The organism is Kribbella sp. NBC_01505, assembly GCF_045040285.1.
GTDB lineage: Bacteria > Actinomycetota > Actinomycetes > Propionibacteriales > Kribbellaceae > Kribbella.
This window is the reverse complement of record NZ_CP109425.1, coordinates 1,754,543-1,778,215: the sequence shown is the minus strand read 5'-3', so window position 1 is coordinate 1,778,215 and position 23,673 is coordinate 1,754,543. Positions and strand designations below refer to the sequence as shown.

Annotated in this window: 23 protein-coding genes; 12 read left to right on the top strand and 11 right to left on the bottom strand. The window is 68.3% G+C overall.

The genetic code is table 11. The annotated features are described in order from the left end of the window. Positions 1-17 precede the first annotated feature (17 nt). The 9 genes from OG474_RS08045 to OG474_RS08005 form a co-directional block, all read right to left on the bottom strand. Positions 18-662: a hypothetical protein gene (locus OG474_RS08045; RefSeq protein ID WP_405061587.1), complete on the bottom strand. Its 645-nt coding sequence runs from the start codon at positions 660-662 to the stop codon at positions 18-20. Next, positions 659-1,312 (bottom strand): hypothetical protein, encoded by a 654-nt coding sequence (locus OG474_RS08040; RefSeq protein ID WP_405061586.1) that lies wholly within the window; start codon positions 1,310-1,312, stop codon positions 659-661. Before OG474_RS08040 ends, OG474_RS08045 begins: the two co-directional genes overlap by 4 nt. A 67-nt stretch (positions 1,313-1,379) precedes the next feature. Then, positions 1,380-2,021: a choice-of-anchor M domain-containing protein gene (locus OG474_RS08035; protein ID WP_405061585.1), complete on the bottom strand. Its 642-nt coding sequence runs from the start codon at positions 2,019-2,021 to the stop codon at positions 1,380-1,382. Continuing rightward, positions 2,018-2,662, bottom strand: coding sequence for a choice-of-anchor M domain-containing protein (locus OG474_RS08030; RefSeq protein ID WP_405061584.1), 645 nt, complete (start codon positions 2,660-2,662; stop codon positions 2,018-2,020). The genes OG474_RS08035 and OG474_RS08030 overlap by 4 nt, the downstream gene beginning before the upstream one ends. Positions 2,663-2,673: 11 nt before the next feature. After that, positions 2,674-3,540 (bottom strand): anchored repeat-type ABC transporter permease subunit, encoded by an 867-nt coding sequence (locus OG474_RS08025; RefSeq protein ID WP_405061583.1) that lies wholly within the window; start codon positions 3,538-3,540, stop codon positions 2,674-2,676. Continuing rightward, positions 3,537-4,283, bottom strand: coding sequence for an anchored repeat-type ABC transporter ATP-binding subunit (locus OG474_RS08020; protein WP_405061582.1), 747 nt, complete (start codon positions 4,281-4,283; stop codon positions 3,537-3,539). Before OG474_RS08020 ends, OG474_RS08025 begins: the two co-directional genes overlap by 4 nt. Beyond that, a complete protein-coding gene (locus tag OG474_RS08015; protein ID WP_405061581.1) occupies positions 4,280-5,050 on the bottom strand; it encodes a choice-of-anchor M domain-containing protein in 771 nt (256 codons plus the stop codon). The genes OG474_RS08020 and OG474_RS08015 overlap by 4 nt, the downstream gene beginning before the upstream one ends. Next, positions 5,047-6,585 carry an anchored repeat ABC transporter, substrate-binding protein gene (locus OG474_RS08010; RefSeq protein ID WP_405061580.1) on the bottom strand — a complete coding sequence of 513 codons (1,539 nt, stop codon included), beginning with the start codon at positions 6,583-6,585 and terminating at the stop codon, positions 5,047-5,049. Before OG474_RS08010 ends, OG474_RS08015 begins: the two co-directional genes overlap by 4 nt. Then, the gene (locus OG474_RS08005) at positions 6,582-8,951 is read right to left on the bottom strand and encodes a choice-of-anchor M domain-containing protein (protein WP_405061579.1); all 2,370 of its coding nucleotides are present in this window, start codon (positions 8,949-8,951) and stop codon (positions 6,582-6,584) included. Before OG474_RS08005 ends, OG474_RS08010 begins: the two co-directional genes overlap by 4 nt. Positions 8,952-9,256: 305 nt before the next feature. Here OG474_RS08005 and OG474_RS08000 point away from each other — a divergent pair, with 305 nt between their 5' ends. Genes OG474_RS08000 through OG474_RS07980 form a run of 5 tightly spaced genes read left to right on the top strand, consistent with a single transcriptional unit; the run spans position 9,257 to position 15,818 of the window. After that, complete coding sequence (locus OG474_RS08000) at positions 9,257-9,886, top strand: 50S ribosomal protein L25/general stress protein Ctc (protein ID WP_405061578.1); 630 nt, start codon at positions 9,257-9,259, stop codon at positions 9,884-9,886. Between the two features lie 58 nt (positions 9,887-9,944). Next, positions 9,945-10,520: an aminoacyl-tRNA hydrolase gene (pth, locus tag OG474_RS07995; RefSeq protein ID WP_405061577.1), complete on the top strand. Its 576-nt coding sequence runs from the start codon at positions 9,945-9,947 to the stop codon at positions 10,518-10,520. 19 nt (positions 10,521-10,539) lie between these two features. Next, a complete protein-coding gene (gene mfd, locus OG474_RS07990) occupies positions 10,540-14,163 on the top strand; it encodes a transcription-repair coupling factor (RefSeq protein WP_405061576.1) in 3,624 nt (1,207 codons plus the stop codon). Between the two features lie 28 nt (positions 14,164-14,191). Beyond that, on the top strand, positions 14,192-14,827 hold the full coding sequence (locus OG474_RS07985; protein ID WP_405061575.1) for a hypothetical protein: 636 nt from the start codon (positions 14,192-14,194) through the stop codon (positions 14,825-14,827). A 10-nt stretch (positions 14,828-14,837) separates the two neighbouring features. After that, positions 14,838-15,818 (top strand): MazG family protein, encoded by a 981-nt coding sequence (locus OG474_RS07980; protein WP_405061574.1) that lies wholly within the window; start codon positions 14,838-14,840, stop codon positions 15,816-15,818. Between the two features lie 413 nt (positions 15,819-16,231). Here the strand turns inward: OG474_RS07980 and OG474_RS07975 are convergent, their stop codons facing one another. Next, positions 16,232-16,678, bottom strand: a complete 447-nt coding sequence (locus OG474_RS07975; protein WP_405061573.1) for a hypothetical protein — start codon at positions 16,676-16,678, stop codon at positions 16,232-16,234. A 69-nt stretch (positions 16,679-16,747) separates the two neighbouring features. On the opposite strand from OG474_RS07975, the gene OG474_RS07970 reads away from it, so the two are divergent. Genes OG474_RS07970 through OG474_RS07945 form a run of 6 tightly spaced genes read left to right on the top strand, consistent with a single transcriptional unit; the run spans position 16,748 to position 21,439 of the window. Beyond that, entirely contained in the window at positions 16,748-17,581 is an 834-nt protein-coding gene (locus OG474_RS07970) for a LysR family transcriptional regulator (protein WP_405061572.1), read from the top strand. Continuing rightward, complete coding sequence (locus tag OG474_RS07965; RefSeq protein WP_405061571.1) at positions 17,578-18,105, top strand: RNA 2'-phosphotransferase; 528 nt, start codon at positions 17,578-17,580, stop codon at positions 18,103-18,105. Before OG474_RS07970 ends, OG474_RS07965 begins: the two co-directional genes overlap by 4 nt. A 39-nt stretch (positions 18,106-18,144) precedes the next feature. Further along, positions 18,145-19,425: a phosphopyruvate hydratase gene (gene eno / locus OG474_RS07960; protein ID WP_405061570.1), complete on the top strand. Its 1,281-nt coding sequence runs from the start codon at positions 18,145-18,147 to the stop codon at positions 19,423-19,425. Between the two features lie 14 nt (positions 19,426-19,439). After that, positions 19,440-20,042 (top strand): septum formation initiator family protein, encoded by a 603-nt coding sequence (locus tag OG474_RS07955; protein WP_405061569.1) that lies wholly within the window; start codon positions 19,440-19,442, stop codon positions 20,040-20,042. Between the two features lie 4 nt (positions 20,043-20,046). Beyond that, complete coding sequence (locus OG474_RS07950; protein ID WP_405061568.1) at positions 20,047-20,529, top strand: DUF501 domain-containing protein; 483 nt, start codon at positions 20,047-20,049, stop codon at positions 20,527-20,529. Further along, positions 20,522-21,439, top strand: coding sequence for an exopolyphosphatase (locus OG474_RS07945; protein ID WP_405061567.1), 918 nt, complete (start codon positions 20,522-20,524; stop codon positions 21,437-21,439). The genes OG474_RS07950 and OG474_RS07945 overlap by 8 nt, the downstream gene beginning before the upstream one ends. Here the strand turns inward: OG474_RS07945 and OG474_RS07940 are convergent, their stop codons facing one another. Next, positions 21,440-22,015 carry a TetR/AcrR family transcriptional regulator gene (locus OG474_RS07940; protein WP_405061566.1) on the bottom strand — a complete coding sequence of 192 codons (576 nt, stop codon included), beginning with the start codon at positions 22,013-22,015 and terminating at the stop codon, positions 21,440-21,442. A 118-nt stretch (positions 22,016-22,133) separates the two neighbouring features. Between OG474_RS07940 and OG474_RS07935 the strand changes: the two genes are divergently transcribed. Then, positions 22,134-23,549 carry an MFS transporter gene (locus OG474_RS07935; protein ID WP_405061565.1) on the top strand — a complete coding sequence of 472 codons (1,416 nt, stop codon included), beginning with the start codon at positions 22,134-22,136 and terminating at the stop codon, positions 23,547-23,549. Positions 23,550-23,673 lie beyond the last annotated feature (124 nt).

The following is a 23,673-nucleotide window of genomic DNA, read 5'->3' as shown; positions in this document are numbered from 1 at the left end:
CGAGAAACCCTGTGGGGTCAGTCTGTGGTCGGCTTGCCGTAGTCGGTGAGCACGAACGGCGGAATGCGCTGGACGATCCCGTCGAAGGCGTAGAGGACGTCGGCGAGACCCGGATACGTCCAGTAGCCGACACCCCAGGCGATCAGCAGGCGCCCCTCGATCCGCCACTGCAGCGACCGGTAGTCGTCCACCAGCCAGAGCATCAGCTGCGGGTTGATGATCGCGCTCGCGTAGCGCGAGTCGGCGCAGTCGACCGAGAACTGCTTGTTGAACTGCTCGCTCTCGAACTCCTGCCCCGGCAGCAACGGGTTCTTCCGCAGTACGGCGATCGGCGGCAACGCCACCGGCAGTTCGTACGTGATCACGTGACACTTCGCGGCGGTCGCCGTACTGGTGGTGTCGTAGGTGTAGTCGAACGCCCGCACCAAGGTCTCCTGCACGCCGTGCGGCCCCGCAACCAGGTGCTCGGCTTCACCGCGCGCTCCGAAGCTCCGAGCCGCGGTCTCCACCAGCCAAGGCTCAACCGGCGCCGGCTCGAGCCCGACCTTCGCAGCCGCTGCTAGCCGTCGTGCGAAGATCCGCCGCCGCTCAGCCCGCGAATGCAGCCACAAGAGCCCACACCCCACGGCAAGCACTGCCAGTACGACGAACGTCGTGATCATGCGCCGTAGTCCCGGAGCACGAACGGCGGAATGCGGTCGATCACCCCGGTCATGGCCTCGAGGCGAGCCAGTACGTCGGGAACACTGAAGCCGCCGGCGGAGAAGGAGACGATGGCGTTGCCGGCCAGCTGCCATTGCAGGCCGGGGTTGTACAGCATCCACTCCATCATCCGTGGGTGCAGTACGGCGGAAGCGAAGCGTTCGTCCTGGCAGGTAATACGGAACTGGTCGTTGAACGCCTGGCTCTCCAGCTCGAAGTCGCGCCCCGCGAGCATGCGGGTGATGCCGGACTCCGCGGTCAGCGTCAGCGGTGGCAGTGCGACGGGCAGGTTGAGGGCGACCAGATGCACGAGGTGCGTGGAGGTGGTTTTGCCGTTGCTGGTCGTGTACGTGTACTCCAGCACGCACATACCGCGGCCGTGGTAGTCGCCAGCGAACATCTCGCCCGGCCGGCCGCGTGTCCACAGCCCAGCGGCCACCTCGGCCAGCCACGCATTCGCAGGTGCGAGATACCACCCGTACTGCGCCATGGCATGCGCGCGCTGCCGCAGGGCCTCGTTACGGCGCTTGGTGAACGCGATGAACCACAGAGTGCCGCCCACGACCAGGGCGGTCCCAACCACCAGCACAACGAGCATCAACGCGGTCACCCCGGCAACTTAACGGTCCGGAGGTGCAGGGGGCCCGGCGCCGAGCCCCCTGCCTGTCTCGGTGCTGTTACGGCTGGACGGTGAAGGTGTAGGTCTTCTGTCCGGTGGTGATGGCGGTGCCGCCGGTGGTGCTGGCGGTCACCTCGAAGACTGCGGTGTAGGTGCCGGCGGCTTCGAAGGCCCAGTTGGCGTGGGCATGCGTGTTGATCGGGATGGACCGGGTGTCCGGCAGGCCGTTGCCGCTGTCGAACCAGACCGTCGGCGTACCGAGCGAGTTGGTCGTGTAGACGGCGACCGCGTCCGGTCCGCTGACCGAGACCAGCTTTACGGAGACGGTGTTGCCGGAGAGGACGCCGCTGGGGACGCCCTCGGTGCTGAAGCCCGGCCAGAGGATGTTGGTGGCCTGCGTCTGCGGGAGGATCCAGACCGGGTCACCAGGCGAGCCCAGGAACGAGTACGCCGAGCTGGACGGCACAGTGGTCTTGCTGGCCGACACAGCGTTCAGTACGACGTCAGCCGGGGCGCGGTCGACAGTCGGGGAGACGGTGCCGTCCTTGATGTCCAGCGTCAGAGCGGAGCCGGTCCAGTCGACGTCGATGGCGTCGACGTGACCCGACGAGATCGTGGTGGCGGCGAACGCCGGACCGACCGTCAGGACAGTGGCGGCGAAACCGGCGATCAGGGCGCCGGCGACCCCACGGGCCTTCACGCCTGCACCTTGAAGGTGTAGGTCGCGACGGCCGAGGTGACCTTCTTGCCGGTGGCGGCGAGCGTGCCACCGACCTTGAACTTCAGCTTGTACGTACCGGCCGCCTCGAAGGCCCAGTTGGCGTGCAGGTGACCGCCGGCCGTCGTGTTGATGGTGTCCGGCAGTCCGTCTCCGCTGTCCGCCAGCCGCGTCGGCGCACCGAACGCGTCGGTGGTGAAGATGCTGAAGTCGGCCGGTCCGCTGACACCGACCAGGGTGACCTTCAGAGCGTCGTTGGTGAACACACCAGCGGCGATCTCCTCAGCTCCGATCCCGGGCCAGAGCAGCTCGGGGTCCTGGACCTGGGGGAGCACCCACGCGGCGCTGCCCGCCGTACCGAGGAAGCTGTAGGCAGGGTCTGCCGGTACGGCGATCTTCGAACCAGGCTTGGCGACGAGCTGCACCTCGGCCGGGGTGTACTCGACGCCGTGCTCCTCGTCGTGGACGTGCAGGTTGAACGCGTTGTCCTCCCAGGCGATGCCGACGACGTCGACATGGCCCTGGTCGAGAACTACGCAGGAGGTGGCGTTGGCTGGGACTGCCAGGCCGGTGAGCGCGAGAACTGTCGTTGCCGACAGCATCAAGCGTGTGGTGACACGCATTGTGGTTCCTTTCAGGGGTTGGCGGAAACCAGGACCGCCGTACGTGAGGTACGGCGGGAGAGCAGGCCGTGCCGGGGTGCGAACACCCAGCACGCGATGAACACCGCGGTGGCGGTGAGCACGATCAACCCGCCGGCGGCGAGGTTGAAGGCATAGGAAAGGTAGAGACCGGTCAGGCCGGAGAAGGCGCCGATCACCGGCGCGATCGCCATCATCACGCCGATCCGGTCGGTCAGCAGGCGCGCACACGCGGCCGGGGTGATCAGCAACGCCAGCACGAGAATGTTGCCGACGGCCTGGATCGAGATCACGATCGAGACCGTCACCATCGCGTACATGGCCAGATCCAGCCAGAAGATCGGCAGCCCGACCGACCGCGCGGTCTCCCGGTCCAGGCCGACCGTGACGAACTCCTTGTGCAGCGCCCCGGTGATCACCAGCAGTACGGCGCCCGCGATCGCGACCGTGATCACGTCGGCGTTGCCGATCCCGAGCACCGATCCGAACAGGAACGACTCCAGCGAACCGCCGTACCCGGGTGCCGTGCTCATCACCACGATGCCCAGGCCGAACGCGGCCGCGAAGAAGACGCCGATCACGGTGTCCTCCTTGAGCCGCCGGTTCTGCGAGAAGACGGCCACCGAGAGCGCGGTGATCAGGCCGGCGACGATGCCGCCGAGGACCAGGCTGGTCTTCAGGACGAACGCGATCGCGATCCCGGGGAAGACCGAGTGCGCCACCGCGTCGCCGATGAACGCCATTCCTCGCAGAGCGACGTGCGTACCGATCACGCCGCAGACCACGCCGGACATCAGTACGACGAGGAACGCGCGCTGCATGAACACGTGCGTCCACGGCTCGGTGAAGAACTCGATCATCGGGTCACTCCCAGGCTGTGCAAGAGCTGCTCGGACCCTGCGACCCCGAAGGCGCGCAACCAGATCGCCGGATCGCGCAGCTCGTCCGGCGAGCCGTCGGCGACGACCGTTCCGTTCAGCAGGCAGAGCCGGTGACAGGTGTCGGCGGCGGCCGGAAGGTCGTGGGTGGTCATCAGGATCGCGGTGTCCTCGGCGGTCAGCTCTTTGAACAGCCGCGTGAGAATCTCCTGCGTCGGTACGTCGAGGCCGGTGAACGGCTCGTCCAGCAACAGCAGGCTCGGCTTGAGCGCCAGCGCTCGGGCCACGAGAACTCGTTGCCGTTGGCCACCAGACAGCTCACCGATCGGTCTCGTCGCCAGGTCGGTCAGATCGACGCGTTCCAGAGCCTCCTGTACGGCGTCGCGGTCGATCTGCCCGGGCCTACGCAGCCAGCCGATCCGGTGCGTGCGCCCGGTCATCACCGCGGTCCGGACCTGGACCGGGTAGTCCCAAACGAACTCATGGCGCTGCGGGACGTACCCGATCGAACCGCGAGCCTCGTTCGGCGTCTTGCCGCCGATGGTGATGCTCCCGGCCGTGATCGGCAGCAGACCGAGCAAGGCGCGGAGCAGGGTCGTCTTGCCGGCGCCGTTCGGGCCGATCAGCCCGACGTGTTCGCGCGCGGCGATGCTGAGGGAGACGTCGTTGAGGACCTCGCGGCCGCCCAGCTCGACGGCGACTCCGGTGACGGTCAGAACGGTCATGCGCGTCTCCTGACCACGATGAAGCCGGTGGTGACGAGGACGAGCACGGCCGCGCCGGCGATGAACCACCACAGTTCGATCCGCTGGCCCTCCTCCGGCACAGTCGCCGGTACGGCGGTTGGGGTCGGCGTGGCGAACGCCGTACGGGCGTCTCCGTCTCCGGCGTAGACGCGAAGGGTGCGGCGGTCGGTGACGGAACTGCCGTCGGTGAGCTTGGCCGTCATCGCGACGTCCAGCAGGTAGGTGCCTTGGGCATCGAAGGTCCAGTTGCCGTGGACATGCGTGTTGACGTCGATCCCGGTCTGCTGCGGGAACGGTTTGCGGCTGTCGAAGACCGGTTGCGGTTTGCCGAAGTCCGAGTTGAGGAAGAGCGTGAACGCGCCCGGTCCGCGGACGCCTTCCAGCGACCAGGTGACCTCGCGGTCGACCCGGGTCGCGACCTCGGTGTCTTGCGTGTTCCAGCCCGGCCAGACGATGCCGTCCTGCTGCACCTGCGGGATCACCCAGATCGACTGGCCCGGCTTGCCCAGGAACTGGTACGCCGGATCAGTCGGTACGGCGATCTTCGCCTTCCCGCTCGCTTGCAGGACGACCGTGTCCAGGTCCCGCCAGGTCGCCGGGTCGGTGGTGTCGTCGCGGAGCTGGACAATCCAGCGGCCGTGGACGAACTTCGGGCCGAGGTCGACGTGACCGTTGCCAATGACAACTGGTTCGGCTGTTGGCGCGAGTGGGGCAACGGCGAGCAGGAGTGCGGCGAGGAGTTTCATCGGTGGTCCCCCAGGCAGCGCTTCAGCTCGTCGGCGTTGTGGCGCATCATGTCGACATAGGTCCTTGCGTGGTCGTCGAACGCGTCGCCGTACAGCGAACAGACCTGGACGCCCTGGTCGCGGGCGACCTGGATCAGGACGGACGCGCGCTGGGCGAGGTTCGGCTCGGTGAAGACGGCGGGGACGTGCAGGTTGCGGATGGTGTCGGACAGCTTGCGGACCTGCTCGACACTCGGTTCCTGCGCCGGGTTCGGCACGACGAATCCGGCCACGGTCATCTCGTACGCCGAGGCGAGGTACCCGAACGCGTCATGCGTGGTGATGAGCTGGCGGCGATCGGGCGGGATGGTGGCGAGCGTCGTCCGGAGGTATTCGTCGAGCTCGTCGAGTTTGCGCAGGTAGGCCGTGGTGTTGGTTTCGTAGGTCTGCTTGCCGTCGGGGTCCTGCGAGATCAGGGTGTCGCGCATCAGCTGGACGTAGGCCTTGGCGTTCGCGACGTCCTCCCACAGGTGCGGGTCGATCTCGCCGTGCACGTGCTTGCCGAGGACCGCTTGCGGGAGCTGGTGGATCTGCGTGCCGGGCTTGCCGAGGAAGGCGAACCTCGGGTCGTCGGGGATGGGGACGAGGGCCTTGTTCGGTACGTCGATCACGACGTTCCCGGCGGGGACCTGGGACTGGGCGGCGCCGACCTTCTTCGCGTCGGAGTAGGCGTAGACCTGGCCGGAATCGAGGTCGACGGTCAGGTCGGTGTGACCGTCGTCCAGGACTGTCGCCGGGCCGCCGCTGGCTGGTTTGACGGCGTGGGGTTCGACGCCGACCGCGAACGTGAAGGTGCCTTGGCCGAGCGGCTGGAGCTTGCCGTCGTTGTTGTCGAGGCTGCCTTGGAGGGTCAGGTGGTAGATGCCGGGTTTGGTGAAGGCCCAGTTGAGGTGCGTGTGGGCGGCCGGCGGGAGCGTCGTACTGTCCGATTTGTCGAGGCCGTTGGTGGAGTCGAAGTAGCGGTCCGGCTGGCCGAGCGACTCGGTCAGGTAGGCGACCAGTTGGCCGGGGCCGTCGAGTTTGGTGGCTGCCAGCTGGACGGACGAGGTGCGGGTGGCTCCGCGTTGCTTGCCGGTGCCGCGGACGCGCAGGCCGAGCCAGAGGACGTCCAGGCCGATGTTCTCGACGAGCGGGATGACATGGGCGCCGTACGACTCGGCCGCTTCCGCGAGGGAGACGTTGGGGGCGTTCTTGTCGGCGTTCGCGTCGATGGTCTTGATCAGGCTCTGGGGTTCGAGCAGCAGGTGGTTCGTGAACGTGACGTCCGCTTTGGCCACGCGCTTGGCGTCAGCGGGGGTCGGTTCGTAGGAGTGCGGGTCGCCGCCCGGCGGTACCAAGCTCGAAGCGCTCACCCGGTCCCCACCGATCTGCTGGACGAGGTCAGCCAGGATCTCCGTCGTGGTGACGACATTCAGCTTCCCGTCGGAGCTGGCCGTCGTACCGGCGCATCCGGCGAGCAGCGTCAGGCACACGGCCGCCGCGATCGCCCGCCTCACTTGGCGCTCCGTCGGGTCGCCACGAGCAGTACGCCGCCCAGCAGGATGAACAACCCCGCCGCGACGAACCAACCAACCGGTACGTCGGCCCCCGTCGCAGCCAACCTGCACCCCGACACATCCCCGGCCGCCCCTTGAGCACCGTTCGACCATTTTTCGGGGGTGGATGTGGTTGAACCGTGCTCAAGGGAGTTGGCGCCGCCGGTGGGGGCGACGACGACTCGCAGGGTGGAGGTGGAGTGGGTGGTGGGGGTGCTGTGGGTGAAGGTGAGGTTGTAGGTGCCGGGTTTGGTGAAGGACCAGTTGCCGTGGGCGTGGGTGCCGATGGGGATCTGGTAGGTGTCGGGGAGGCCGTCGGCGGAGTTGAAGATGATCTGCGGCTGGCCGAAGGAGTTGAACTCGAAGACGGAGACGCGGCCGGGGCCGGCGACCTTGTCCAGGCGCCAGGTGACGGTGTTGCCGGGGACCTGGCCGGGCTTGAGCTCTTCGGTGTTCCAGCCGAGCCAGACGACGCCTTCCTTCTGCGTCTGCGGGATCTGCCAGACCGGGGTGCCCTTGGGGCCGAGGAAGCCGAACGCTCCGCCGGGGGAGGTGGTGCCTGCTGCTGAGGTGAGGCGGATGGTGACGGTGGCCGGGTCACGCCAGACCGGCGTACCGGGTTTGGTGCCGTCCTTGATGCGGGACTGCAGTGCACCGGCCACTAGTCGTACGGCGTAGTCGGCGTGACCGTTCGACAGCGTGGTGTTCGCTGGCTGGGTGGTCGACGGCGGGGGCGGCGCGATCGGCGTACTGGCGGGAGAGGTGGTCGGCGGGGGTGTGGTGATGCAGGGCTTGCTGGACGCCGGCGTGGTGGTGGGTGTGGTTCCGGAGCGCTCGGCCGGGGAGGTAGCGCGGGTGGTGGGTGCGCCGGGGGATGGCTTGCTGGGTTGTGGTCCGGATGAGGTGGGGGACGAGGTGGATGGTGAGGTTGGGGTCGCGGTGGGTGGGTTGCTGGGGCAGAGGGGCTTGAGGTCGTTGCCTACTACTACCGGGAGGGTGGCGGTGTCGGTGAGGTGCTGGCCGGTCTTCGTGGTGGCGGAGTAGGTGAAGGTGAGCTTGTAGAGGCCCAGCTTGGTGAAGGCCCAGTTGCCGTGGGCGTGCGTGGGGGCGGCCAGGGCGATCGACTGGGGGAGCTGCTTGCCGCTGTCGAAGGAGATGAGCGGGGCACCGAACTGGTCGAACTGGAAGACGGCGAGCTTGCCGGGACCCTGCACCTTGTCGAGTGACCAGTGGACCGGGCCGGACAGCTTGCTGTAGTCGACGGCCTCGGTGTTCCAGCCCGCCCAGAGCAGGTTCTCCGCCTGGGTCTGCGGAATCTGCCAGATGGTGGAGCCGGGAGTGCCGAGGAACCGGTACGCCGGGTCGGCGGGAACGATCTCGTCGCCCTCGGGCTTCACCTGGAACGCGACGGTTGCCGGATCACGCCATACCGGAGTGGTGCCGCGGGTGCCGTCCTTGACCTGGAACCGCAGCCGGTCGCCGACAGTACGAGCCGCCACATCCACGTGCCCAACGGACAGCACGGTGGTCACGCAGGACGGCGTACTGGGCGACGGAGTGGTCGGGGGCGGGGTCGACGGACGCGGAGTGGTCGACGGAGTACTGGAGGGTGTCGTCGTTGGCGTCGGAGTCGGCTCCGTCACAGGCTCGTAGGGGCCGACTACCCAGGTGTAGGTGATGAGGCCTGAGGTGACTGCCGTGCCAGCCGCTGTGACAGCGGAGGCCTCGAAGGTCAGGTGGTAGGTGCCTTGGGCGGCGAAGGACCAGTTGGCGTGGACATGCCGACCAGTGGGCTGATGCAGCGTCTTGTACGCCGGATCCGCCGAACTGAAGATGCGCGGAACGACCCCGGTGAACTCGTCGTAGTTGGCGAACACCTCGACCGCACCCGGGCCCTCGGCGTTCAGCAGGGTCAGATCGACCGTGTCGTCACGCAGTGCGCCCGCAGGGATCGTCTCGGTGTCCCAGCCGGGCCAGATCAGCTCGGGGTCCTGGGATTCGGGCGCCATCCAGACCGTGCTGCCCGGCGTACCCAGGAAGGAAAAGGCCGGGAGGTCGGGAAGTTCGACGCGGGCCGAGCCGGCGTCCTCCAGGTTGAAGATCAGACCGGCCGGATCGGCTTCCCGGTACGTGCCGGTGCCGACCCGGGTGGCGAGCTTGAGCGCGGTCCCGTCGTACGTCGTGTGCAGGACGTCGGTGTGGACGGCGCGCAGCACCTCAGGCGCGGGAGCAGCACCCGCTGTCCAGGGGACGAGCAGGCACAGCGCACCGAGAACGAGGCTCAGGAGGGCAGACAGCAGGGCAGGACGGGAGTGCGTGGCGGTCACAGCCGCGGACTTTATCTGAATCGACAATCATTTTCAGTAGGGTCCGCCGATTCGCGCCCGGATGACGCCCAAAAGTCGTCGTCGCGGGCCCGGGTGACCTGATTTCTCCTCTGGCCGCCCTCGTGAGTAGACTGTTGAGGTTGCCTCGGCGAGGGACGCCCCCCGAGAACTGATGGGCGCGGCTCCGTGATCGACGCGGTGGTTCGTTGCTTGATGCCTTCTCGGTGTCAGCAGGCGCCCGCTGAGGCCGCAGCCTAGTTTCAGCCAGTCAACAGATCACCGCAACGCATCTGAGGAGTTTTCTCGTGGCCGAGGTCAAGATCCAAGCCGAATCGCGTACGGAGTTCGGCAAGGGTGCTGCCCGCCGAATCCGCCGGGACAGCAAGGTGCCCGCCGTTCTTTACGGCCACGGCACCGACCCGGTCCACATCACCCTGCCTGGTCACGACACCATGCTGGCGCTGAAGACCGCCAACGCCCTGCTGCTGATCGAGGTGTCCGGCAGCGAGAGCCTGCTGGCGCTGCCGAAGCAGGTCCAGCGCGACCCGATCCGGGGCACCATCGAGCACGTCGACCTGGTCATCGTGAAGCGCGGTGAGAAGGTCGAGGTCGACATCGCCATCCACGTCGAGGGCGAGGCCATCTCCGGCACCCTGGTGGTCCTGGAGAACGCGTCGATCCTGGTCGAGGCCGAGGCGACCCACATCCCCGACGGCGTCACCGTCTCCGTCGAGGGCCTCGAGGCCGGTACGGCGATCCACGCCTCCGACCTGAAGCTCCCCGCCGGCACCACGCTGGCCGTCGAGCCGGACACCCTGATCGTGAACATCACCGCCGGCACCACCGCCGCCGAGCTCGAGGCCGACCTGGCCGCCGCTCCGGGCGCCGACAACGTCACCGCTTCCGCGACCGCGGTGGCCGCGGTCGCCGAGTAGGCTGCACCGCCGTACCGACAGTCTCGTTGTAGAAGGCACTGCAGGAGGGCCGGGATCCGTGGCGGACGACGTGTGGTTGGTCGTCGGACTGGGGAATCCCGGCCCTTCGTATGCCCGGACCCGGCACAACATCGGCCAGCTGGTGGCCGACGAGCTGGCCGCCCGGACGGGCAGCACGTTCAAGCAGCACAAGCAGGTCAAGGCCGAGGTGATCGAGACCCGGATCAGCGGTCTCCGCACCATCCTGGCCAAGCCCCGGTCGTACATGAACGAGTCCGGCGGCCCGGTCTCCGGCCTGCTGAAGTTCTTCAAGGTCGACCCGGCGAATCTGATCGCCGTGCACGACGAGCTGGACATCGATTTCGGCGTCCTGCGCTGCAAGTTCGGCGGCGGCGACAACGGGCACAACGGACTCAAGTCGCTGCGGAAATCCCTTGGCACCGGTGAGTACTATCGAGTTCGGTTCGGTGTGGGTCGTCCACCGGGCCGGCAGAGCCCCGCCGACTTCGTCCTCAACGAGTTCTCCTCGGTCGAACGCAAGGACCTTCCGTTCGCCGTGGACCGGACGGCCGATGCCGTGGAATCACTGATGACAGCGGGGCTGGATGCAACCCAAGGGCTCTACAACTCCTGACTGAGATGGGCAAACCCTCGTGAAACTGAGCGGTCTGATCGACACCCTGGTCACCGATCCGGTGGTGGCCGAGGCCGTCCGTGACGCCCGCGGGGACGTGGTCACCGCCCTCGACCTGTCGGCGCCCGGCCCGATCCGGCCGGTTCTGCTGGCCGCGCTCGCGGCCGAGCGGGGTGCCGATCGGCCGGTGCTGGCGGTCACGGCGACGTTCCGCGAGGCCGAGGAGCTGACCGAGGCCCTGCAGTGTCTCGTCGAGCCCGGTTCGGTCGCCTACTATCCGGCCTGGGAGACGCTGCCGCACGAGCGCCTGTCGCCGCGGTCGGACACAGTCGGCCGCCGCCTCGCCGTGCTGCGGCGTCTAGCGCACCCGGATCCGTCCGACGAGACGACCGGGCCGATCAAGATCCTGGTCGCGCCGGTGCGGTCGGTCCTGCAGCCGCAGGTCGCCGGGCTGGCCGACCTCAAGCCCGTGCAACTGCATGTTGGCGACACCGTCGAGCTCGAGGACGTCACCGAGCGGCTGGCCGGCGCAGCGTACAACCGGGTCGACCTGGTCGAGCGGCGCGGCGAGTTCGCGGTCCGCGGCGGCATCATCGACGTGTTCCCGCCGACCGAGGAGCACCCGCTGCGGGTGGACTTCTTCGGTGACGACGTCGAAGAGATCCGGTACTTCGCAGTCGCCGACCAGCGTTCCCTGGAGATCGCCCAGCACGGGCTGTGGGCTCCGCCGTGCCGCGAGCTGCTGCTGACCGATGAGGTCCGCGCGCGCGCCGCCGTACTGGCCAAGGAGCACCCGGAGCTGGCTGAGCTGTTCGACAAGCTCGCCGAGGGGCATGCGGTCGAGGGCATGGAGTCGCTGGCTCCGGTGCTCGTCGACGACATGGAGCTGCTGGTCGACCTGATGCCGGCCGGCACGCATGTCGTGGTGAGCGATCCGGAGCGAGTCCGGGCACGCGCGCACGACCTGGTGGCGACGAGCCAGGAGTTCCTGGAGGCGTCCTGGGCGGCGGCTGCCGGTGGTGGCGAAGCGCCGATCGATCTGGGCGCAGCGGCGTATGTGTCGCTTGGTGACGTCCGGTCGCATGCCCTGAGCAAGGGGCTGGCCTGGTGGAGCATGTCGCCGTTCGCGGCGGCGCCGACCGATGCGCCCGAGCTGCGCGACTCGATGGGTGCGCGGGTCTCCTTCGACATCGACACCGAGGCGGGCGCGGTCCGCAGCCGGGCGATCGCGGCGCACGAGGTCGACCCTTATCGCGGTGAGACGGCGGCCGCGGTCGAGCACATCCGGGGCTGGCTGCGCGACGGCTGGCGGGTCGTCTGCGTGACCGAGGGCCAGGGCCCGGCGCAGCGGTTGGCCGAGCTGCTATCCGAGGCCGAGGTCCCGGCGCGCGCCGTCGAAGGGATCGACACGATCCCCGAGCCCGGCGTCGTACTGATCTCGCAGGGCGCGCTCGATCACGGGTTCATTGCCGAGGGCATCAAGTTCGCCGTACTGACCGAGAATGACCTGGCCGGTCAGCGCTCGGCGGCCGAACGCCGTTCCCAGCAACGGATGCCGAGCCGCCGGAAGAAGGCCGTCGACCCGCTGGAGCTGCAGCCCGGCGACTTCGTCGTGCACGAACAGCACGGCGTCGGCCGGTACGTCGAGATGATGCAGCGGACCGTCGGGACGGGCACGCAGAAGGCCACCCGCGAGTACGTCGTGATCGAGTTCGCGCCGAGCAAGCGTGGTCAACCGGGCGACCGGCTGTATGTGCCGACCGACCAGCTCGACCAGGTCACGCGGTATGTCGGCGGTGAGCAGCCGAGCCTGGACAAGATGGGCGGCGGCGACTGGGCCAAGCGCAAGGGCCGGGCCCGCAAGGCGGTCAAGCAGATCGCCGGTGAGCTCATCAAGCTGTATGCCGCTCGCCAGGCGACCAAGGGCCATGCGTTCTCGAAGGACACCCCGTGGCAGCGTGAGCTGGAGGACGCGTTCCCGTTCGTGGAGACGCCCGACCAGCTCGCCACGATCGACGATGTGAAGCGCGACATGGAGCGCGTCATGCCGATGGACCGGATCGTCTGTGGCGACGTCGGTTACGGCAAGACCGAGATCGCCGTCCGGGCCGCGTTCAAGGCGGTGCAGGACGGCAAGCAGGTCGCCGTCCTGGTGCCGACCACGCTGCTCGTGCAGCAGCACTACGCGACCTTCGCCGAGCGGTATGCCGCCTTCCCGGTCAACGTGGCGCCGCTGTCGCGGTTCCAGACCGACAAGGAGGCCAAGGGCACGCTCGACGGGCTGGCCGACGGGTCGATCGATGTCGTGATCGGGACCCACCGGCTGCTGTCGGGCGAGGTCGCGTTCAAGGACCTCGGGCTGGTGATCGTCGACGAGGAGCAGCGGTTCGGGGTCGAGGCCAAGGAGCAGCTCAAGCGGTTGCGGACGGCGGTCGACGTACTGACGATGTCCGCGACGCCGATCCCGCGCACGCTCGAGATGTCGATCACCGGGATCCGGGAGATGTCGACGATCGCGACGCCGCCCGAGGAGCGGCACCCGGTGCTGACCTTCGTCGGCGCCTACGAGGAGGGCCAGGTGACCGCGGCGATCCGGCGCGAGCTGCTGCGTGAGGGCCAGGTGTTCGTCGTACACAACCGGGTGAACACGATCGAGAAGGCGGCCGCGCGGATCCGGCAGCTCGTGCCTGAGGCGCGGGTGACCGTGGCGCACGGCCAGATGAACGAGCACGCCCTCGAACAGGTCATCCAGGGGTTCTGGGAGAAGCAGTCCGACGTCATCGTCTGTACGACGATCGTCGAGTCCGGCATCGACATCTCGAACGCGAACACGATGATCGTCGAGCGGTCCGACCTGCTCGGGCTGTCGCAGCTGCACCAGCTGCGCGGTCGTGTCGGTCGTGGCCGCGAGCGGGCGTACGCGTACTTCTTCTTCCCGCCGGAGAAGCCGCTGACCGAGACCGCCCACGACCGGCTGGCCACGATCGCGCAGCACGCCGATCTCGGTGGCGGTATGGCGGTGGCGATGAAGGACCTCGAGATCCGCGGCGCCGGCAATCTGCTCGGCGGTGAGCAGTCCGGGCACATCGCGGATGTCGGCTTCGACCTGTACGTGCGGCTGGTCGGCGAGGCCGTGGCGGAGTACAAGGGCGACACTCCCGCGGAGGAGCCCGAGGTCAAGATCGAGCTGCCGATCGACGCGCACCTTCCGCACGACTACGTCCCGTCGCAGCGGCTGCGACTCGAGATGTACCAGCGTCTGGCCGCCGTGCGGGATGCTGCCGGGATCGCGGAGCTGGTCGAAGAGCTGCACGACCGGTACGGCGAGATCCCGCAGCCGGTGCTGAACCTGATCGAGGTGGCGAAGTTCCGCAACCACGCCCGGCAGGCGGGGTTGCAGGACGTCACCCTGCAGGGGAATCTGGTCCGGTTCGGGCCGGTGGATCTGGCCGATTCGAAGGTGCTGCGGCTCAACAGGCTGTACCCGAAGAGTCTGGTCAAGCCGCAACTGCGTACGATCCTGGTGCCGAGACCTGCCACCCGGCAGATCGGCGGTCAGCCGCTTCGCGACCAGGAGCTGCTGCAATGGTGTACCCGGTTGATCGACGACATCGTCGCCGAGCCGATCGTGGTACCGGCGTGACCTTTACTGGAGATGCGAGGAGATTTCGGTGAGCAGAGCGCTTAAGGCTCTCGGTGTGGCTGCGGCGACGATGCTGCTGGCGAGCGGCTGTGCGGCCGGCACCCACCCGGGTGCGGCGGCCGTGGTCGGGAGCACCGAGATCAGCGTCGGGGACGTCGACAAGACCTCGCGCGCGGTGTCCGACGCGCTCGGTCAGCCGTTCGAGACCAAGGTGACGCTGAGCGAGCTGGTCAACAACGCGCTCGTCAAGCAGGTCCGCGATCAGCGGTCGGTGGCCGTCAGCGACGCCGAGATCGCGACCGCGATGAAGCTCGTGGTCCGGGACCCGGCGGCGTACGCGAAGTTCGAGGCCGACCCGGTGGCGCGCGACTTCCTGTCCCAGGTGGCCTCGACCGCGGTGGCGACGATCAAGCTCGGCGGCGGCACCGGCGTGACCGACCCGCAGGTGGCGGCCGCGCAGAAGGCCGGTCTGACCGTGGTCAAGGACGCCTCGAAGAACATCAGCGTCGACATCTCGCCGCGGTTCGGCAAGTGGACCGACGGGGCCATCGACGGCGCGGTCTCCGGTTCGCTGTCCGACGAGTCCTCGCAGGCCAAGGCCAAGCGCGAGGCCGACGAGAAGGCGCAGCAGGAGCAGCAGCAACAGCAGCAGCCGCAGGGCTGAGGTTCTGCTGATGTCCGGTGCCCCCGGTGGGTCGATCACTGTTGTCCTGACCAGCCCCCGGGTCGCGCCGGGCCTGCTCACCCGCGTTGCATGGACGGCGTTGTCGTCCGCCGACCTGATCGGCGCCGACAGCGGTCCGTCGCGTGCGGATGTGCAGGCGATCGTGGGCGCCGGCTTCGTCGTGACCGCAGTGGTCGGGGACGTCCGCGACCACTGGGCGTGGCTCGCCGCTGCCGCGGTGGACGGCCGGCGCGTCGCCTGGCTCGTCGGTGAGGATGGCGAACCAGGGTTGCTCCGGCTCGTGGCCGAGCAACTCAGCCAGGAGCCGCGACCGCCGTACGAGGTGGAGATCCTGCACGGCTCGTACGACGTACCGGGTGCTCGGCTGATCGACCTCGTGCGCGTGATGGACCGCCTCCGCCGCAACTGCCCCTGGGACCAGGAACAGACCCACGAGAGCCTCGCGAAGTACCTCCTCGAGGAGACCTACGAAACCCTCGAGGCCATCGACACCGGCGACCGCATCCACCTCCGCGAGGAGCTCGGCGACCTGCTGCTGCAGGTCGCCTTCCACTCCCGGATCGCCGAGGACGACGGAACCTTCACCATCGACGACGTCTCCGGCGGCATCGTCGAGAAGCTCATCCGCCGCCACCCCCACGTCTTCGGCTCCGTCCACGCCCCCGACGCCGCCGCCGTCGAAGCCAACTGGGAATCCATCAAGGCCGCCGAGAAACAGCGCTCCTCAGTCCTCGAAGGCATCCCCACCGCCCTCCCGGCCCTGGCCCTCGCCGACAAGATCCTCGGCCGAGCCGCCAAGGTGAACCCAGCCGAACTCCCCGCCCCCACCGACGACCAGTCCCGCATCGGCACTCAGCTGTTAGCCCTGGTCCGCGAAGCCCGCGCCCTGGACGTAGACGCCGAACAAGCCCTCCGGACCACCCTGCTCCACCTAACCGAGCAAATCCGCGCCGCCGAGTCCTCCAGCTGACCCGGACCCCCATCACCCAGTAACTTCGCGTCACCTCACCCCCGCACGCTCAGCCCACGGCCCGGCCGCCCCCATTTCGGCACTTGGACGGTGGTGGCCGTCCGCCTGCTCCAGAGCACCGAGCCTGCACCCCCCCACTGACCAACCCGCGCCAGCTCCCGGCTCGCACGCTCAGCACCGGCTCGCCCGAGCCGCAATCCGCGACTTGGACAGTGTCAGCGGTCCGCCCACCCCAAGTAATCAGCTGCGGCCGCGGCTCCAGGGTGCCCAAAGGTGGGTCGCCTTCTCTTTGTGCACGAGCTTCATCTTTGGGTACCCACCAGTCGTTTTGGCGGGCTCTAGGTGGTTGGTGGGTTCCCAAAGATGAGCTTGGTGCACAAAGAGCGGCGGGGCGGGGCGGGGCGGGGCGGGGATTAGGGGTGGGTGAGGGAATGGGCGATGGCGGCTTCGGTTGTGGGCCAGTCGCGGAAGAGATAGCGGTGGGGGACTACTGGGGTGATCGCGGCGATCACGTCGGGTTTGTCGTCGACGAAGTGGGTCAGGCCGAGATCCGAGCAGTGGAGGGCTTTTTCGGGGCGGCGTAGGCAGAAGCGGACGTGGTCGGTGGGGATGCCGGTTCGGCTGAAGAAGTCGTGGTGATGGAGCCAGGCGAGCGACCGGGCCTGGATCCGTGGGCCGCATTTGGAGACGAGCCAGGTGTCGGTGAAGCGCGGGACGAGGCGGGCGATGGTTTCGAAGGCTTCGGGGACGGCGGGGGTTCGGAGCATGGCCGCGGTGTCGCCGGCGAAGAACGAGGTGTCGCCGGGGCCTGTTGTGCCGTTGATGATCACCCGGCCGATGTCGATTCCCCATCTGTTCATGGATCCAGGGTCGCGGCGCGAGGAATTCAGCGGAACTAGTAATTGTCGATAGAGCTATAGTTTGAGGCGATGACTCTGGTGGCTGAGGATCTGCGGGTGTTCGCGGTGTTCGCGCGGCATCGGAACTTCACGCGGGCTGCGGTGGAGCTGCACGTGAGCCAACCGGCGTTGCACACGCGGATCCGGAAGCTGAAGGAGCGGCTGGGGCACGACCTGTATGTGAAGCGCGGTCGCCTACTGCACCTCACCGACGCGGGCGAGCGGCTCGCGTTGTTCGCCAACGAAGAGGCGGACCGCGCGACCGACTTCCTGAGCACGTTGGGCGCCGCGCCACCGCGGCCGACCGTGTTGATGGCGGGCTCCGGCGCCTACCTCTACCTGCTGGGCGAGCCCATCCGCCGGTATGTCGGCAAAGGGCGCGAGCTGCGACTGCTCACCGGCGACGCCACGCGCACGCTGGAGGCGGTGCGCGAGGGAACCGCTGATCTGGGAGTGACCGCGCTGGGCGTCCCACCGGGGGATCTCGACTGCGAGCTGCTCGGGCAATACCCGCAGACGCTCATCACTCGCGCGGATCATCGCCTGGCGAAGCGGCGGACGGTTCGGCTCAAGGACCTCCAGGACGAGGCCCTCGTCGTACCGCCGAAGGGGCGGCCGCATCGGGAGCAGTTGGAGCGGGCGTTGCTGGATCAAGGGGTGCGGTGGTCGGTGGCGGTCGAGGCGGAGGGGTGGGATCTGCTGGTCCACTTCGTCCGGCTCGGGATCGGGCCCGCGGTGGTGAACGGCTCGGTCCGGACGACAGGCGCCGTACGGCGGATTCCGGTCAAGGATCTGCCGCCGATTCGGTACTACGTGGTGTCGCGTGGTGAGCGTGGTGCGGAGCTCAGGGGGATGCTGGTGTGAGCGCGGACAGCCGGGCGCTGTCGAAGCTGCTGCGGCACACCGCGGGTGAGCGTGGACTCGCGATGAGTGCGGACGGCTGGACCGCGATCGCCGACGTACTGAAGATCCTCGAGCTGGACCGAGCGCGGCTCGACACGGCGGTTGTGGAGAACGACAAGCAGCGGTTGCAGGTGGACGGCGACCGGATCCGGGCCTGCCAGGGGCATTCGCTCGCCGGGATGCCGGTGACGCGTGAAGCCTTGGAGAACAGTTGGGAACGCGTGCACCCGGAGCAGTTGCTCTGGCATGGAACTACTCAGCGTGTGGTTCCGGTGATCCGGCGTGAGGGACTCAGGCCGGGACGGCGTACACATGTCCATCTGGCGCCTGATCACCGCCGCAGAACCGGTGCCGACGTGCTGCTAGGTGTGAACCCCGTTAATTTGGCTGTGTATCGGGCGCCCAACGGGGTGTTGCTGGTTCGGGAGGTCCCGCCGGATGCGATCGTGGACGCGGTCCACCCTGCTCGGTGGTCTCAACGATAGGCTCGGAGCCGATTCGTCATCGAAACCTGGGAGTCAATTGTGGCCACCATCGAGGCCGTCGGCGCCCGCGAGATTCTCGACTCGCGCGGCAACCCCACTGTCGAGGTCGAGGTTCTCCTCGACGACGACACCGTTGCCCGCGCGGCAGTACCGTCGGGTGCCTCCACCGGTCAGTTCGAGGCCGTCGAGCTCCGCGACGGCGACAAGGCCCGGTACGGCGGCAAGGGTGTCCTGAAGGCCGTCACGGCCATCCTCGAGGACATCGACAAGGAGATCGTCGGGTACGACGTCCACGAGCAGCGGCTGATCGACTACGCGCTGCTCGACCTGGACGGCACCCCGAACAAGGCCAAGCTGGGCGCGAACGCCATCCTCGGCGTCAGCCTGGCGGTGGCGAAGGCGGCCGCGGAGAGCTCCGGCCTGCCGCTGTTCCGCTACGTCGGCGGCCCGAACGCGCACGTCCTGCCGGTCCCGATGATGAACATCCTGAACGGCGGCGCGCACGCGGACAGCAATGTCGACGTGCAGGAGTTCATGATCGCCCCGATCGGCGCCGCGACGTACGGCGAGGCCCTGATGCAGGGTGCGAGCGTCTACCACGCGCTGAAGGCGGTCCTGAAGGAGCGCGGCCTGTCCACCGGCCTCGGCGACGAGGGCGGCTTCGCGCCGAGCCTGGCCAGCAACCGTGAGGCGCTCGACCTGATCGCCGTGGCGGTCGAGAAGACCGGCCTGAAGCTCGGCACCGACATCGCCCTGGCGATGGATGTCGCGGCCAGCGAGTTCCACACCGACGGCGTCTACGCGTTCGAGGGCGGCAAGAAGTCGGCCGACGAGATGATCGCCTACTACGCCGACCTGGTCGCGTCGTACCCGATCGTCTCGATCGAGGACCCGCTGAACGAGGAGGACTGGGAGGGCTGGAAGAACCTCAGCGCCCAGCTCGGTGACAAGATCCAGATCGTCGGCGACGACCTGTTCGTCACCAACGTCGAGCGGCTGCAGCGCGGCATCACCGAGAAGTCGGCGAACAGCCTGCTGGTCAAGGTGAACCAGATCGGCTCGCTGACCGAGACCCTGGACGCGGTCGACCTGGCCCACCGCAGCGGCTTCACCTGCATGATGAGCCACCGCTCCGGCGAGACCGAGGACACCACGATCGCCGACCTCGCGGTCGCGACCAACTGCGGCCAGATCAAGTCCGGTGCGCCGGCCCGGTCCGACCGCACCGCCAAGTACAACCAGCTGCTCCGGATCGAGGAGGAGCTCGACGACGCCGCCACGTACGCGGGTCGCTCGGCCTTCCCTCGTTACCAGGGCTGACGTAGGAGACAGGTATGTCGTCCCGACGGGATTCCGGTGCACGTCCAGGTTCACGGCCGTCCAGCCGTACCCAGACGCGTCCACCGGCCCGCCGGGGTGACCAGCCCAAGCGCCGGCCGGCGGTCTCGGCCGGCTCCGGTCCGGTCCGGACCAGGGGCTCCCGCAACCTCACCGGCCGGGCAGCCGTCGTCCTGCTCGTGCTCGGTGCGCTGGTCGTGTCGTACGCGCAGAGCCTGCGGGTGTGGTTCGACCAGCACCAGCAGATCACCGCGCTGCAGCAGGAGATCCACGACCGCGAGAAGCGCGTCAAGGAGCTGAACGACGAGATCGACCGCTGGGACGACGACGCGTTCGTGAAGGCCCAGGCGCGGCAACGGCTCGGCTGGGTGATGCCGGGCGAGGTCGGCTACCGGGTGATCGGCGCCGACGGCAAACCGCTCGGCGCACCGCCGGAGCCGGGGACGCCGGTCGAGCCGGGCGACGAGGTCGCGAAGCCGGTTTGGTACACGAAGTTGTGGGGGAGTGTCGAGGGCGCCGGGAAACCGCCGGCGGCACCGACGAAGCGGCCGGTCACACCGACGCCGAAACCGATATTGACCCCCTCACCCGAAAGGTGATCCGTTGAGCGTCAGCCCCGACGACAGCGAAACCGTCGGCAAGCAGCTCGGCCGGACCGCGCGCGGTATCCGGTCCATCGCGCACCGCTGCAGCTGCGGCCTGCCGGACGTGGTCGAGACCGAACCCCGGCTGCCGGACGGTACGCCGTTCCCGACGACGTACTACGTGACCTGCCCGCGACTGGCGTCGGCGATCGGCACGCTCGAGGCCGAAGGTGTCATGAAGTCGATGACGGACCGGCTGGCTGAGGATGTCGACCTGGCCGCGGCCTACCGGGCTGCGCACGAGTCGTATCTCGCGCACCGGGAGTCGATCCAGCACGTCGACGAGATCGACGGGATCAGCGCGGGCGGGATGCCGACCCGGGTGAAGTGCCTGCACGTCCTGGCCGGCCACTCACTGGCTGCCGGGCGTGGCGTGAACCCGCTGGGCGACGAGACGCTGGACGCTTTGGAGGACTGGGGTCGTCGTGGGCCCTGTGTCTGAGCGGGTTGCCGCGATCGACTGTGGCACGAACTCGATCCGGCTGCTGATCGCTACGGCGGGCCCGGACGGGCTCGTGCAGCTCGACCGGCGGATGCAGATCGTTCGGCTCGGACAGGGCGTCGACGCGACCGGGCGGTTCGCTCCCGAGGCGCTCGAGCGGGTCTTCAAAGCCTGTGATGAGTACGCCGAAGTGATCCGCGCGGCCGGTGTGGTTCGGACTCGGTTCGTCGCGACGTCCGCAGCGCGTGATGTGAGCAACCGGGACGAGTTCTTCGCCGGGGTCGCCCAGCGGATCGGGGTGCAGCCGGAGATCATTTCCGGTGCGGAGGAGGCCGAGCTGAGCTTCCGTGGAGCCACCGGCGGGCTCGGGGCACTCGCCGTACCGGGGCCTTATCTGGTGGCGGATATCGGTGGTGGCTCGACTGAGCTGATCCTCGGGGACGCTTCCGGGGTGCTTGCGGCGGAGTCGCTGAATGTCGGGTCGGTGCGGATGACCGAGCGGCACATCAAGGCGGATCCGTCGACTGCCGGCGAGCTTGCGGCGACGATCAAGGACATCGACGCGCTGCTGGACTCGACGCGGGTGCCGGTGACGACTGCCCGGGCGTTGATCGGGGTTGCGGGGACGGTGACGACGGTCGCGGCAGTGGTCGGGAAGCTGGTCGACTACGACTCGGCCCGGATCCATCACGCGCGGATCTCGGGGCCGCAGTTGCGGGAGACGACGTACTGGCTGACGCGGTCGACCAAGGCGGAGCGCATCCAGAACCCGGCGATCCATCCGGGGCGGGTGGACGTGATCGGGGCGGGCGCGCTGATCCTGCAGCGGCTCTACGACCGGATGGCGGTCGGCGAGGTCATCGTCTCCGAGCACGACATCCTGGACGGCGTCGCGCTCTCCTTGCTGTAGTCAGCGGGCGCGGACGCCGTCGAGGGCGATGTGGAGGACCCGGTCGCGCTGGGCGTCGTCGACGAAGCCGGCGCCGGTCAGGCCGCTGACCATCCGGAGCATGTCGTCGAACGAGACGTCGGTGCGTGCTTCACCGGCTGCTTGCGCGCGCTCGAACAGCGGCGTACCGGCCGCGTACATCGCGTCGCGGGCCTCGCGGAAGCTGTCGGTCTCGCGGTTGAGCGACTCCCAGATCGCGCGCTTGGTGGCGACGTAGGCGACGAAGCGCTGCAGCCAGGTGGTGAGCGCCTCCCACGGCGGCAGGTCGGCGACGTCCTCGGCTGCGATGCAGAGCTCCTCGATCTCGCCGAAGTAGACCGCGGTCAGCAGGTCCTGGCGGGTCGGGAAGTTCCGGTAGAGGGTGCCGATGCCGACGCCCGCGCGGCGGGCGATGTCCTCGAGCGAGGCGTCGACGCCTTTGGCCGCGAAGGCCTCCCGGGCGGCGGTGATCAGGGCGTCGAAGTTCCGCCGGGCATCCGCGCGCTGGGGCCGCTTGATGTCGACCCGGAGCGCGGGCCTGGTCGTCTCTGTCGCCATGGCATCACCTTCCCACCTCTGCCCCGGTTGATACCGGAGGGGTGCCTCCGTTATAGTGGAGGCATACCTCGACTTTACCAGGCCGAGAAACTCCACACTTCTTTCGAAGGACTCACGCATGCCTGGAAACTCCTCGCGGCTTACGCTTGCGGTGCTCGCCACCGTGGTGGCCGCGTTTTCGATGCTGCAGTCACTGGTCAGCCCCGCGCTGCCGGTGATCCAGCACGATCTGCACACCACCCCGACGACCGTCACCTGGGTGTTCACCGCTCTGCTGCTCTCGGTCTCGGTCTCGACACCACTGCTCGGGCGGATCGGCGACATGTACGGCAAGGACCGCACCCTGCTGATCGGGCTGACCGCCCTCGCAGTCGGCTGCCTGCTCGCCGCCGTCGCGCCGAACATCGGCGTACTGATCATCGCCCGGATCATCCAGGGCGTGGGTGGCGTCGTCTTCCCGCTGTCGTTCGGGATCATCCGGGACGAGTTCCCGGCCGAGCGCGTCCCGGCGACCGTCGGGGTCGTCTCCGCGATCATCGCCGCCGGCGGTGGGCTCGGCATCGTCCTCGCCGGTCCGATCGTCGAGAATCTCGGCTGGCGCTGGCTGTTCTGGCTCCCGCTCGCTGTCATCACCGTCGCGATCGTGCTGGTACGGCGCTACATCCCCGCCTCCCCGAGTCGCGCTCCGGGCCGGATCGACTGGTTGGCCGCCGCCCTGCTGTCGAGCTGGCTGATCGCCTTGCTGCTGCCGCTGAGCAGCGGACGGTCGTGGGGCTGGGGATCGTTGCGGACGATCGGGCTGTTCGCCGCGGCCGTCGTACTGGCTGCTGCTTGGGTGACCGTGGAGCTGCGGTCGAAGAACCCGCTGATCGACATGCGGATGATGCGGCTGCCGGCGGTGTGGACGACGAATCTGGTCGCGCTGCTCTTCGGTGCGGCGATGTTCGCGGTCTACGCGTTCGTGCCGCAGTTCATGCAGATCCCGACCGCGGCCGGGTTTGGCTTCGGCTCGACCGTTTCGGAGGCTGGGCTGCTGATGCTGCCCATGCTGGTCACGATGGCGGTCACTGGCTCACTCAGCGGCCACCTGGCGCCGTACTTCCCGGTGAAGCTGCAGGTGATCGTGGGCTCGGCCCTGATCCTCGTCGCCTCGCTGGCGTTCGCCGAGTTCCACGACGACCCATGGCAGGTCGCACTCTCGACCGCCGTCTTCGGAATCGGTCTTGGTCTTGCTTATGCCTCGATGACCAGCCTTATCGTGCAGAGCGTTCCCCGTGAGCACACTGGCGCCGCGACTGGCATGAACGCCAACATCCGCACCATCGGCGGCTCCATCGGCACCGCACTGGCCAGCTCCATCATCACCGGCCACCTTCAACCCAACGGCCTCCCCGCCGAGTCCGGCTTCACCAACACCTTCCTGCTCCTAGCCACCTTCTCCGCCGCGGCCGTCGTACTAGCCCTAGCAATCCCGACCGCCCGCCGCACGGCGCTGCTCCAGCCCGTCGAGGAACTAGTGGTGCGTCGCGTCTAAACCTTGGCACTGGCGGCGCCCAGGCGGGCACCTCGCTGCGTTGGAGGAAAGGGCACGATGGAAAAACATCGAGCCCTTCCCTCCGCCTTGCGATGCACCCACCTGGACACCGCCAGCACTCAAG